General features: G+C 49.7%; 14 protein-coding genes. 7 read left to right on the forward strand and 7 right to left on the reverse strand.

The window, feature by feature from the left end:
* Nucleotides 1–31 precede the first annotated feature (31 nt).
* Entirely contained in the window at nucleotides 32–703 is a 672-nt protein-coding gene (locus ACPLJI_RS06925; protein WP_424731238.1) for a DUF4013 domain-containing protein, read from the reverse strand.
* Between the two features lie 126 nt (nucleotides 704–829).
* Here ACPLJI_RS06925 and ACPLJI_RS06930 point away from each other — a divergent pair, with 126 nt between their 5' ends.
* Nucleotides 830–1,516: a DUF2188 domain-containing protein gene (locus tag ACPLJI_RS06930; protein WP_424731237.1), complete on the forward strand. Its 687-nt coding sequence runs from the start codon at nucleotides 830–832 to the stop codon at nucleotides 1,514–1,516.
* Nucleotides 1,517–1,560: 44 nt separating this feature from the next.
* Here the strand turns inward: ACPLJI_RS06930 and ACPLJI_RS06935 are convergent, their stop codons facing one another.
* Entirely contained in the window at nucleotides 1,561–2,706 is a 1,146-nt protein-coding gene (locus ACPLJI_RS06935; RefSeq protein WP_424731236.1) for a tRNA (guanine(10)-N(2))-dimethyltransferase, read from the reverse strand.
* Nucleotides 2,707–2,946: 240 nt separating this feature from the next.
* Here ACPLJI_RS06935 and ACPLJI_RS06940 point away from each other — a divergent pair, with 240 nt between their 5' ends.
* Both ACPLJI_RS06940 and ACPLJI_RS06945 read left to right on the forward strand, forming a co-directional pair.
* Nucleotides 2,947–3,846: a lysostaphin resistance A-like protein gene (locus ACPLJI_RS06940; RefSeq protein WP_424731235.1), complete on the forward strand. Its 900-nt coding sequence runs from the start codon at nucleotides 2,947–2,949 to the stop codon at nucleotides 3,844–3,846.
* 109 nt (nucleotides 3,847–3,955) lie between these two features.
* Complete coding sequence (locus ACPLJI_RS06945) at nucleotides 3,956–5,044, forward strand: DegT/DnrJ/EryC1/StrS family aminotransferase (protein ID WP_424731234.1); 1,089 nt, start codon at nucleotides 3,956–3,958, stop codon at nucleotides 5,042–5,044.
* A 151-nt stretch (nucleotides 5,045–5,195) separates the two neighbouring features.
* Here the strand turns inward: ACPLJI_RS06945 and ACPLJI_RS06950 are convergent, their stop codons facing one another.
* Nucleotides 5,196–5,498 (reverse strand): MTH1187 family thiamine-binding protein, encoded by a 303-nt coding sequence (locus tag ACPLJI_RS06950; protein WP_424731233.1) that lies wholly within the window; start codon nucleotides 5,496–5,498, stop codon nucleotides 5,196–5,198.
* 39 nt (nucleotides 5,499–5,537) lie between these two features.
* Here ACPLJI_RS06950 and ACPLJI_RS06955 point away from each other — a divergent pair, with 39 nt between their 5' ends.
* The gene (locus ACPLJI_RS06955) at nucleotides 5,538–6,383 is read left to right on the forward strand and encodes a TIGR00269 family protein (protein ID WP_424731232.1); all 846 of its coding nucleotides are present in this window, start codon (nucleotides 5,538–5,540) and stop codon (nucleotides 6,381–6,383) included.
* 19 nt (nucleotides 6,384–6,402) lie between these two features.
* Here the strand turns inward: ACPLJI_RS06955 and ACPLJI_RS06960 are convergent, their stop codons facing one another.
* From ACPLJI_RS06960 to comB, 4 genes are all read right to left on the reverse strand, one after another.
* Entirely contained in the window at nucleotides 6,403–7,992 is a 1,590-nt protein-coding gene (locus tag ACPLJI_RS06960; RefSeq protein WP_424731231.1) for a GTPBP1 family GTP-binding protein, read from the reverse strand.
* 8 nt (nucleotides 7,993–8,000) lie between these two features.
* Nucleotides 8,001–8,216 carry a DUF1922 domain-containing protein gene (locus ACPLJI_RS06965; protein WP_374891747.1) on the reverse strand — a complete coding sequence of 72 codons (216 nt, stop codon included), beginning with the start codon at nucleotides 8,214–8,216 and terminating at the stop codon, nucleotides 8,001–8,003.
* 163 nt (nucleotides 8,217–8,379) lie between these two features.
* The gene (locus ACPLJI_RS06970; protein WP_424731230.1) at nucleotides 8,380–9,072 is read right to left on the reverse strand and encodes a TraB family protein; all 693 of its coding nucleotides are present in this window, start codon (nucleotides 9,070–9,072) and stop codon (nucleotides 8,380–8,382) included.
* Between the two features lie 17 nt (nucleotides 9,073–9,089).
* Nucleotides 9,090–9,743, reverse strand: coding sequence for a 2-phosphosulfolactate phosphatase (comB, locus tag ACPLJI_RS06975; protein WP_424731229.1), 654 nt, complete (start codon nucleotides 9,741–9,743; stop codon nucleotides 9,090–9,092).
* A gap of 69 nt (nucleotides 9,744–9,812) precedes the next feature.
* Between comB and ACPLJI_RS06980 the strand changes: the two genes are divergently transcribed.
* Genes ACPLJI_RS06980 through ACPLJI_RS06990 form a run of 3 tightly spaced genes read left to right on the forward strand, consistent with a single transcriptional unit; the run spans nucleotide 9,813 to nucleotide 12,293 of the window.
* The gene (locus ACPLJI_RS06980; protein ID WP_424731228.1) at nucleotides 9,813–10,343 is read left to right on the forward strand and encodes a hypothetical protein; all 531 of its coding nucleotides are present in this window, start codon (nucleotides 9,813–9,815) and stop codon (nucleotides 10,341–10,343) included.
* Nucleotides 10,328–11,242, forward strand: a complete 915-nt coding sequence (locus ACPLJI_RS06985; protein WP_424731227.1) for a methanogenesis marker 7 protein — start codon at nucleotides 10,328–10,330, stop codon at nucleotides 11,240–11,242. The genes ACPLJI_RS06980 and ACPLJI_RS06985 overlap by 16 nt, the downstream gene beginning before the upstream one ends.
* Before the next feature lie 4 nt (nucleotides 11,243–11,246).
* The gene (locus tag ACPLJI_RS06990; RefSeq protein WP_424731226.1) at nucleotides 11,247–12,293 is read left to right on the forward strand and encodes a metallophosphoesterase; all 1,047 of its coding nucleotides are present in this window, start codon (nucleotides 11,247–11,249) and stop codon (nucleotides 12,291–12,293) included.
* Nucleotides 12,294–12,420 lie beyond the last annotated feature (127 nt).

The following is a 12,420-nucleotide window of genomic DNA, read 5'->3' on the forward strand; positions in this document are numbered from 1 at the left end:
GAAAGACAGGAAAAAGTAAAAAAAGGGTTAATTATTCGTAGGCGTACCTGAGTGCAAGGGCCCTGTTCCAGAAGAGCTGGATGTAGGGGTATATTATGAGCACCGCTATGATGGTACCTATGATGGGTATTACATTGAGAAGACCGGCAATGAATGCAATAACAGCTGCGATCAGACCTACAACGATGTACCAGATGATGTAGTCGATCCATCCGATCTGGGAGATTACATCCAGTATCTCACTGAACCTGAATGCTGCTCCAAGTTCACTGTCATTGTAGGCCATGTGTGCTATTGCGATGGTCTCTATGAGCCCAAGGATTATTGCAAGTATCACACCGATTATCACAGTACCTCCAAGAAGGCCAGTGAAGGATGTGGTATCTGGGATACCGGTTGGTGAAACCATTGCCAGGGATCCGAAAGTACCTGCAAATATTATTATCAGTGGAACTATCATATATGCTATCTGGACAACGAAGACCTTTAATCCATCAACGAACATCTCACCCCATTCATCAAATTCAGGAAGCTCATCAAAACCCGCTATTGAGGCCTTGAGGGCCCTGAAACCGTATCCCATGACTAGGAAGAGGGGTATTATGAGAACACTGGCTATCATCAGGACACCGAGTATTATGACCTTCTTCCAGTCACTGGAGGGATACCTTATGGCGTCGTTTACAATTTCACCTATATCCAATTTTCACACCTCCGCGGATTCCCGCAGCTAAAATTATATAAATGATTATATATAAAACTGTCTAATCTGTTTAGAGGAACATATAAATCGCTGCACAGTTAATAACACAGGAGAACAGGTGAATGGATGAAGAAGGGGATACTACTCATTGCTTTGCTGGTGATTGTAGGGGGCTACTTCTACTTCACATCCACTTCAGGAGATTTTGAACCACTTGGAAGACTCGGGTTCGTTAAAATCGCCAACCCCGACATGTACCCGGGGCACATACACTCAAAGTTACTTGCAGATTATGCCCGGGAGAGGGGCTCGAAATGCATCCTTGTGGTCCATTACGGGGGAAGCTCCAATTATCGCTGCTACATGGAGGCTGATGTCTACATCCTTGAACTTGCATACGTCGAAAAAAAGCAGTACAGACCGGGTATAGACTGGAATGAGGTCTGGCAGGAGGGTATATATGGTATCCCGGACGACAAGTGGACCTACCGTTCAGATGGTAAGGAATTTGATACCCTGGATGAGGCACTGGATTATATAAAAGAGAGGGCCGCAGAACACGGTCAGTCGGGCCCCATACCAGTGGTGTATCACGGGACAGTGAGGGAGGGGGAAATTTTCATAAACCAGGGCTGCGGGTTCCCGCTATACTACAAGATCGCAAGGGAAGAGTACGGGCCAATCGCAGCATACTACTATGTTATAAGGGGAATGATCTTCCCATACCTCAACAACCCCTACCGGAACTTTGAGATCAAGAATGCAAGGGCCCTTCAGTACTACTACACCCACAACATGCTGAACTATGAATGAGAACTGGCTTTTGGCCTTGGCACATGGAACTGGCTGGTAAAGGACTATGAAGGGGAACCGTGGAGGTCCATTATGACCTCCTCAATCTCCCTGATTCCTGCATCTGTTTTTATCCCGGTTGGCCTTATGTGGGTCCTTGAAACCCTGAAGCCTGTCTCTTCAAGACCACCCATAACATCCATCAGCGGGGGGGCGCTCACACCCAGCTTGCTGCAGATCCCATGGACATCATAGAATCCAGGAGGCATTCCCACCTCCCCCCCACAGGTTTTGAGCAGTTTCAGAACATCCCCTGATCTGTTGAGGGTTTTATTTTTGGCCTCAGCCATCATGGAGCCTATGAATTTTTCATCATGAAGTTCCCCTACCCAGAGGGGTCCGGCAGCATCCATTTTACACCCGCATATGGGGCACTTCCGGTCTTCGGGCACACCCCTCACATGTTGATGGTGAAGGCAGCTGAAGCAGTGGAGCATGTAGCCAATGTTTTTGAGGGTTTCATCTGCCCTCCCGGCACCCCTCCTCACATGGGCATAGATCCTCATGTAGTGCTGGCTGCTGTGTGAGAGAAGGAAGGATGCACCCTTACTGTACCTTGCAAGGTTCATTGCAGTGAAACCTGCAAGTATCCTCAGCCCAGTTTCATGGCAGTACTCTGTTTTGAGGGGCCTTGATGAGTACTTCCTGAGGCAGGGTTTTATGTAGGTTCCGCAGAGACCCGAGGTGTCTGTGGCTGTAACAGCAAGGAGGGACCTTTTCCTGGCGGATGCCGCCGCAGAGTCCATGAATGGTGCTGGGGTCCCGAAGGGATCCACGTCGATAACATCAAAGCGGCCAGGGTTCCTTCTGAGGAATATAGCGGCATCCTCCCTGCTGACCTCGGGGGATACAGAATTCAGCTCTGAGTTGTGCTTTATGCATTCAACTGCAAGGGGGTTTATATCATTTGCAGCGGCATCAGAGACACCATCAACCTCCACCAGGTACCTTATGGCCCTTATGCCGCTCCCTGAGAATGTATCCGCAACACGCATCTCCCTATCAAGTATCCGCTGAAAGGCCTGAACCGCAAGCACAGAAACATCCCTGTTGAACTCCATTACAGGGTTATAGAATACAGGGGCGCTGGACGAGACCTTACTGAAATCCGGGACCTCAATTGTGACTGAACCCTCATTTATGGTTATCATGGTAACACTTCCTTAACTATAAACACGATAACAATCCACAGTTATGGTTCTGGACTCACATCCAATAAAGGAAACTTAATTACATGCACACTGTTATGATTATGGGGAGCAGCCCTAATGAAACTCAGCACATACCACGGACCGGAGCCTCGACACCCACATCAATAATATTTATTAGTGCCGGATGATTTACTGGTTACTGTGATACTCAGACAGTTGGCAAGGGGGACCGGTGACTAAATGAGGAATTTCCTGGACAACGTCTATGCTGGAAGAAATGAACCCTGGCGTTATATATTGACGGTGCTCCTTAGCTTCGTGGTGTCCAATGTGGGTGCTGGTTTTATTGTGGGCTTATTCCTTGTGGCCATCCTGATAATCACGGGAAGTGTGGATGCAATTGAGGGCATCCCGGGTTTCAGCTGGCCAGCTTTACTCATCATGGTGGCGGCGGCCTTTTCTGCCTCAATGTTCTTTCTCTACGTTGGATTGAAGTTTATCCACAAACGTGATTTCATATCAGCCGTGAACTCCAGGGAGGGGGTTGACTGGAGGCGGATTCTCAGGGGGGGAGTGGTCTGGTTTATTATTATCGGGGTCCTTGATCTGATCTCGATTATCATGGATCCGTCTTCAGTCAGATTTAAATTCACACAGGAATTCTGGTGGCTTCTAATCCTTGCATTACTCGCATTCCCTGTGCAGGCTTCCTTTGAGGAGATATTCTTCAGGGGATACCTCATGCAGGGGATGTGGATGATCATTAAGAGGCCAATCCCACTGATGATCCTGAATTCACTGATATTCTCGATCCTGCACTGGTGGAATGGTACAACCCTTACAATGAGCCTCTCAATCACAGCAAGCACATTCATAATTGGACTGGTACTTGCACTCATAACACTCACAGATGATGGTGTGGAACTTGCCATGGGGGTGCATATTGCAAACAACCTCTATGTCAGTGTTGTACACAGCTCCCCGGAGGCAGGTCTCGGAAACCTTCCATCCCTTATGGTGAGCCCATCAGATCCCTACACCTCCCCACTGGCACTTATCCTTGCATCGGTTCTTCTTGTGGCCATACTGTTTAGGGGGCGCTACAGGGATTTGCTGGCTGTTTTGAGGTACCGTGGATGAGAATCCCAGTAACTGGTTGGTACCTTCTGACTGATTGCAGGGGTAGGGTATCAATTTTTAAGTTCCGGCGAGAAACTAATAACTCAGTAACTCTTACTCAGGTGTTCACATGATACCGGTTGCTACTCCCATAATCGATGAAGAGGAAATAGAGGAAGTCGTGAAGGTACTTAAATCGGGATTCATTGCCCAGGGACCCCGGGTGGCTGAATTCGAGGAGAAATTTGCATCCTACGTGGGCACGGAACATGCTGTTGCAACGAGTTCAGGGACAACAGCCCTCCACCTGGCCCTCCTGGCTGCAGGCATTGGAAGGGGGGACCAGGTTATAACAACACCATTCAGCTTCGCTGCAACGGCAAACGCGGCACTGTATGTTGGTGCTGAGCCTGTATTTGCAGATATAGATCCCGAAACCTACAATATAGATCCTGAGGGAATTGAGGAACTCATAACACCCAGCACAAGGGCGATAATACCTGTACACCTCTACGGGCAGCCCGCCGACATGGACCCCATCATGGACCTGGCTGCTGACCATGACCTCCTGGTGATTGAGGATGCTGCCCAGGCCCATGGTGCAGAGTATCATGGGAGGATGGTGGGTTCGATGGGGGATGCCGCATGCTTCAGCTTCTATCCAACAAAGAACATGACAACAGGCGAGGGCGGGATGATAACAACTGATAATGAGGAAATTGCAGATATGGCACGTATTCTAAGGGCCCACGGTGAGACAGAGCGCTACAACCACACCTACCTCGGCTACAACTTCAGGATGACCGATATTTCCGCTGCCATTGGTATAGCCCAGCTCGACAAACTTGACGAATTCAACAGAAGACGAATCGAAAATGCAGGGTACCTCACAGGTAACCTCAGGGACCTTGAGGAGGTGTCAACACCCCACGTTGCAGGGGGGGTTAAACACGTCTTCCACCAGTACACCCTGAGGGTTCCGGGTTCAAGGGACAGGCTCATGGAATTCCTCAAGGGGAGGGGTGTAGGTACGGGAATTCACTACCCGAAACCCATCTACAGGCAGGAACTCTACAGGAGGATGGGATTCAATGCCAGCTGTCCTGCCAGTGAGAAGGCTGCAGAGGAGGTCCTATCACTACCGGTACACCCCGCCCTTACCGAGGAGGACCTCGAAAGGATTGTGAATTCTGTCAGGGATTTCTTCAGGCAGAAATAACATTCTCTCCTTTAATCTCTCAGGTGCTGTGCTGAAAACTTAACATAAATTCTTTTTTTTATACATTCAACTCCCATGAGGATATAAATTTAAAAAAAGCAGGCTACCTAAATTAGGGGAGTTTCAGCTGACCTCAGTCGGGTTTTAACACTCACTGGAGTTTTTTCTTTACAGATTCAACCTTATCACTGAGGCCCCTATCGGTGTCCCTTCTATCATCGATTTTGATGGTTGTGTAAACCCTCTCTGAGCCCGCCTCCAGGACGGCCTCATGGGCCGCCTTAACAGCCTCAAGGAGTTCATCAAGGTCACCGGCCTCAACAAGTGTCCCCATACCTGAGATCTCATAACTCACGTTCATCCTCTCCAGGGCACTGACTGCAGCTGCCACGTAGCCGCTGAGCGAGGTGCTGCCTGTACCGAGGGGTATTATGGTGAGCTCCGCTGTTATCATGGTGAATATATATGTCGGCTGTTCCATATATACGGTTCCATGGATGTTCAGGAATTCAACCGGAGAATCATGGTCAGAATAAGGGGTCTCATGGAATCATATGAACTCGTAGGGAGGGGAGAACACGTTGCAGTGGCACTCTCAGGCGGCAAGGACAGTGTGCTGACACTCCATGCGCTGGCAGATTTAAGGGAGGAACTGGATTTTGAACTCACAGCCATCACGGTTGATGAGGGTATAGAGGGCTACAGGGGGAAGGGGGTCCTCGCAGCAAGGGAAAACGCCCGTGTGAGAAATGTTGAACTAATAGAGAAATCATTCAGGGATGAATTCAACTTTGAACTTGACCATGTTCTGGAAGGGTTCAGAAGCCCCTGCATCCCCTGCGGTGTCTTCAGGAGATGGATACTCAACAGGACAGCCAGGGAAATAGGGGCATCAAAGATTGCAACGGGCCACAACATGGATGATGAGGTTCAGTCATTCATCATGAGCCTTGCAAGGGGCGATGTGAGGAAGTTCTCCAAGTTCGGCCCGAAACTTCAGAGGATACACCCCGCGATGGTACCAAGGATAAAACCCCTCTGGAGCACACCTGAGGGGGATGTCAGGCTCTGGGCTGAACTCAATGATGTAAAATTCCACAGTGACCCCTGTCCCTACTCCAGCAGATCAATGAGGGCCGGGATAAGGGATTTCCTTAACAGGATAGAATCGAAAAGTCCCAGCATAAAGGAGAGGATCATGAAATCATTAACGGTCACATTCCAACCACTGGTGGAGGAGGATGGGATCGGGGAGTGTTCAGTATGTGGAGAACCAGCATCCGGCATTAAATGCAAGGCCTGTGAGTTCCTTGAAATTATGGAAGAATGGGATCATTAGTTGGAGGCTTTTGTTTAACCTATTCCAGGATCCTGGTAACTGAGCCGATACCCTTGCTTCTTCCCTCACGGAAGATTATCTTCTGACCCTCCCTCACATGGTGGGGTCTGTACTTGAACCTCATCCTCACCCTGCCCCTGTCACCGGCTGACATGAACTCTGCATCAATTGGTTCCAGTATGGTGGTCTCTGCTATTGTTTCAATGTGTGTTACGCTCTCATAGCCAGCCTTTATGGTTGTGGGATGCACCAGTATGGCCACCTCGGCCTCGAACTCCCTGACAGCCTCGGGTTCATAGTCAGGGTGGGCCAGGATCATACCCCTCTCTATTTCATCTGCGGATGCCCCTGAGATGGATATTCCAACTATATGCCCTGGTTCTGCACAGCCTATACGGTAGTGGTGCATCTCAATGGATTTAACGGTGACCTCCCTGAATTTTCCGGTATTCAGGGGCCCAAGGAGCAGTGTATCCCCCTTCCTGACAAGGCCCTGCTGGATGGTTCCACTGACAACTGTTCCAACACCCCTGATGGTGTATATCTTGTCTATGTACATGAGGAATGGCTTCTCATCCCCGTTGACGTCACGCTTAACCTCCAGGTTGAGGAAGAGTTCATCGAGGACTTCAAGGCCCTCCCCTGTGACAGAGGATGCCTCTATGATGGGAACTATGTGCTGGTTCATCCTGCCGGCTATCTCCCCTGCAGACTCCATTTCCCTCACATGGAAGGGTATCCTCCCAACCAGTTTAAGGAGTTCAGATATCTTCTCCCGCACAGCCCTCCTCTGGGAGGGGGTGGCCATATCGGTTTTTGTGAGCACAACGATAACCGGGAGCTCCATTGCAATCATTATACCCAGGTGCTCCCTTGTTATATGTGTTGGGCCCTCATCCGCGGCAACCGTCAGGAGGCCATAGTCCAGGTTCTGCCCCACAATGCCCCTTATGGTTGTCCTGAGCCATGGCTCATGTCCAACGGTATCAACGAAGGATATCACCCTGTCGGCCTTATCCATTAACCCTGATTTCTCCCTCCGGTCAAGGGGATTTTTGAGTCTTATGACCCTTCCATTCCTGAAGCCATATATGGCGAAGGAGAGGTCAGCTGATAGCCCCCTTTCTATCTCGTGTTTCTGGACATCAAGGAATATCCTTGTCTTTCCGCTTCCATCATCGGGGGTTCCTGTTGTGAGTGTACCGAGGAGTGTGCTCTTTCCATGGTCAACGTGGCCGGCGACACCTATGAGGAGGTGTTCCCTTTCTGTTTTTTGTTTCCTTGAGATTATCACCTCGGCCACTCTACCCTGGCTTCCCTCATGGAGGTTAACCTCCTCCACAACGGCGTCTATCTCCTGACTCAGTTTCCTGATTACATCAACTGACTCCCTGAGTTCATCATCGGGGAGCCCGACCGGTTCCCCGCTGTCCTCCACACCAAGGAGGTATACGGCCCTTCCACCACCCCTCTCCATACGGTACTTCATCTGGGAGATCAGGCTCTTCTTCCGGTCCATTTTCAGATGATACCCCGGTGAGAGTGCCTTCTTGAATTCTATGTTTCTCCTCTCACCGGGTGATGTGAATGATCGGATATCCTCTATCATATCTCGTTCTATTCCCTTTTAACTGGATTTGTGAAATGGCAGGTGCCATACCTTTCTTCCTGGAGTTTTCTTACGATTTCCGCTGCTTCCTCGAAGCTACCAGCCTTTCCAAATATGCGCCTTTTTTTAACCTTGAGGGTTCTTCCGCAGACGCACTTCCTGGTATCTGCGCCCTCCTTTGAGTAAAGGGCCCTTCCACAGTCACATCTGAATATGACATACATTGCATCTCACACTGCTCTTTCCACGGTGATATTTATTGGACCGGTATTTAATGAATATTTTCCCCCAGCATGGCATTGGTCTGGATGGTGTTTTGTGTTAATTGTTCTGGGTTTGTGGTGTGTCTGTGGGATTGGTCTGGGTGGTGTCTCATCAACGGGGCATTCAGATGAGTTCCTCAAGTGGTGGAAGTTCATGCGGGTTCCTGAGGTAGTGCTCTATCCCCCTCCTGTGACCTGCACCCACAACGGCAACAATGCGATCCTCCTCAATGGAGAGTAGCCTGTGGGCCATGAATGCATCCCTCTCCTCAACAAGCACACGGTATGCTGAGGGGGAAATTTCCCTGAATTCCGCCATAACCTCCGCAAGGGTGTCGTCACTTTTGAGGCTCTCGATATCCCTTACATCCTCCCCCCCAATGAAGGATCTAATGATTGCAAGGAAGAACCTCAGCTTTTCTCTCCTGCTCATTGACCTGATCGCCCGCTGCATGGTCACCCCTATGTCACGGTCAATGAGGGCCACCCCCGCACCAACCTCATGGGCGGCGTCTATGGCTGCAAGCATCTCACTGCCCGGCTTAACACCAATGTCCTCACCGATCTTCCTCTGAAAATAGGTTAAAAACCAGCCGGCAAGGATGACACCAATGTTTCCACTTCTGAGGGCATCCATAAGTGAGGGTTCATCCCTTCTGATCCCCATTTTCTCATCCATGAGCCTCCTGTACCTCCCGGGGTCCAGTTCAACTGCAACAACGTCCGGTTTCATCTCAAGTATGGTTCTTCTCACCTCATCCACACTTTCTCCGGATACATGGGCGGTACCTATTATCTTCAGCTCCTCCACATTCATGTCAACTTCAGCCTCCCTTAGATCAGCGATATCCTCCCGTCCAGGTATACAGGCACATTTCCTGTTATATTCCTTCTGAGGCAGTATTCAACGTCACCGGCAAAACCAAGTTCCTTAAGCCTCCTGGCGGACCTGGATTTTCTTATGGCATCATCAACCATGCACCTGTCCTGGACTGCAAGTACTGAGGCCTCAGCGTACTCTTCAAAGTCGCCACCAATGGCACGTATTATTTCACCGGCACAGAGGAAATCCTCTATTGCAAAGCGGCCATTAACACCGGCCATGACCACCTCAACCTCATCCGAAAGCTTTCTTGCAGCGGAAGCAACCGCTTCGAGGTTGTTGAGGCAACCCACAAGGGCCTGTGATTTGACTGACTCAAGGATCCTTGTACCGTTGGTGGTGGTTAGCACAAGGACATCACCTGAATGTTCCTGGACCTGCAGGGGAGAGTTGGCCAGGAATCCCGGCAGAGTCTCACCCCCACGCTCCCCTGCCACCACATAGCCCATTCGTGAGTATTCCATTGCATCCTCAACATCCCCAACAGGGATAACCTCCCTGAAACTGTCAAGGGCGGCGGTTATGGTTGCACTTGCCCTCAGAAGGTCAACCATTATGCAGAGTCCACTGCCCCGGGGTTTTTCAAAGCTGAGCCTTACCCTCATCAGCACACCTTATAAATGATTATAGAGAGATTTACTTATGAGGTATTTATAGGCTTCACCGGTGACTCAATGAGGATTCTTACAACGCCAATGTGTGAGGGTATACTAAGGGTTGCGGGTGTCATGGGGTACGATGTAACCCGCAAACCTGAGGATGAGGATGCAGACCTTTTATTTGTCCTATCTGAAACACCAGCAAGTGGGGCGGTTAAACTTAAACTGAACACATTCCCCCAGATAAGGGAGGCCATAGGAACTGTTTTCAGGGCCGTCCAGGACCTGGATCCCGGAAGCCTCAGGTACGCATCGGTTGATGAGATAGACTTTGATGTCTGCTCCCCCTGGTGGCATGACCCTGCGGGGCTAAGGGAGATGAACAGCAAAATAAAAGTAAGGGTTTATTCAGACTTCTTAAGGGAGATCGTGGAGGACATGGGATTCACCATCGTGGAGCGGGGTGAGGATTTCACGGTATGCCCTGATTACATGGAACTTGACTGCATCAGGGTCCCCTCACACCGAAACCTTCCACTGGACCCTGTTAAGAGGGCTTTATTCAGGTACATGTATCTGGAGAGGAAATTATGTACGAAACTTTAACCTATCAGGGCGGTGTGCACCGCCATGAGGAGATGAAGGAACTGATAGAGGACCTCGGTGGCTTTGTGCTCCAGGAGAACATGCTTCAGATGGACCTGATACTCACACTGGCCGTCCCAATTGAGGACGTGGATAAGGTGAGGGAGAAGGCCAGGGAGCTTCTGGGGAAGGTTAAGGTCGCCCCGATGGCGGGTACCGAGATAGCTATTGTCTCACCGACCCTTGCAAGGCATCATTTACCCCATTCCGCCTGTGATATATCAGAGTATCTCAGGAGGTACGGTGCCAAGGATAACATGATAGGCCTTGCCCGCGGGGCAGGTAAGGGGATATCCAGGATATCAGAGGATGAGAAAAGGCTCATAGAGGAACACGACCTTGCAGTTTTTGCCCTTGGAAGCTTTGAGCAGTGTATAAAGGATAAGGCCCACCTTTTCAGTGACATAAACATTCCGGTGGTCGTTACAGGATCACCCGAGAAAATTGACCTCAGCGAACTTCCAGGTGCTGACGCCTATGTTGGAGGCCTTGGAAGGATACCCCGGAGGCTGAAGAGGGGTGAGGATATAAGGGCCCTCAGAAAACTTGTTGAGGTGGTTGAGGATATACTTGACAGGAGGAGGCGTGAAATGTCGGCGGATCCGCCTCTGGTTCCCTCAATACTTGTCAAGACCGAGATTGAGAACCAGGTGCCTGCCGTTAAGGAGGTCTACTCCCCCACCCCTGTAACCAGTCAGCTTGATGGGGTCCGTGTGAAGCTCAACTATGACCGCTACCATGATGAGATAGCAGATGTGAGGGTTTCTGATTACCGGCTGGGCGACATATCTGAGATCAGGAAGTCAATGATGTACGACTACATCCTCGTTAAGTTACTACCTGAAAGCTCCATACTGTGATTCCATGAGGAGGGAGTTCCAGGTCCTGACATTTGTCCTGATCTTCTCCTCAGGATACTATCTTCTTAATTTTGCTGTCCTGGGATCTCTTGGTATGGGGATTCTCAGTTTTCCCATGACCATTCTTCTACCGGCGGCCATAATCTCTGAGAGGGCATACCCCTCCTTTATCTCAAGGCTGGCCTATGTGGTATCAATGGTATGGGTGGGAATGGCTGTTTACATCCTCATTGGTCTTGGGGTAACCTTTGCAGCATCACTTATTCCGGGTATTCCCTTTTCCCCCATCCCTGCGGCGGTCTTCTCCATCGTAATGGTTTCCTATGGGTTGTTGAGGGCCATGAATATCCAGGTTAAGACTGTGAGGGTCCCCTTCCCGTCCACTGATAACCTGAGGCTGGTGCAGCTTTCAGATCTTCATGTGGGGACTGTGAGGTCCAGGGGTTTCCTCAGGAGGGTTTCATCTCTTATCTCTGAAATTGAACCTGATGCAGTCCTCATAACAGGCGATCTACTGGATGGTTCAAGGCCCGTTGAAGCGTCAACACTCTCTGAGCTTAAGGTGGAAGTCCCCGTATTTTTTGTTTCTGGCAACCATGACACCTATTCAGTGGACTTCAGGTCTGCAGTGGAAGGGGCGGGTATCGTGTGTATTGATCAGCGTGTTGTTGATTTCAGGGGTGTGCAGATTGCAGGTGTGGGTTATTCTATGGAGAGGCATTCACTTTCTGCTATCCTTGATATAATGGAATTTGACCCGAAGAGACCCCTCATACTTCTTCATCACCTTCCTGTTGACTGGGATGACGCCAGAGAGAGGGGTGTTGACATCCAGTTATCTGGCCATACGCATGGCGGGCAGTTCTATCCCTTCAACCTGATTGTTGGTATGATGTTTCCGCTTTTCAGGGGACTTTATGAGGATTCAGGACGTTTTCTATATGTTTCACAGGGTACAGGCACATGGGGTCCTCCTCTTCGTATAGGATCATCCTCTGAGGTCACGGTTATTGAGCTCATTCCCTCCAGTCCAGGTTTCAATGGCGATTAAGGATTGCCGGTATTTAATTTTTGCTGGTTATGGTGATGGATGGTTCTGTCTGTATTAACTGACTGACCTTCCATGGTCTCTGACCTGATGGAAAACTTTAAATACCAGTTTTGAATATATATTCAAA

Origin of the sequence: Methanothermobacter sp. (assembly GCF_049720995.1) — an archaeon.
In the GTDB taxonomy this organism is placed as follows: domain Archaea; phylum Methanobacteriota; class Methanobacteria; order Methanobacteriales; family Methanothermobacteraceae; genus Methanothermobacter.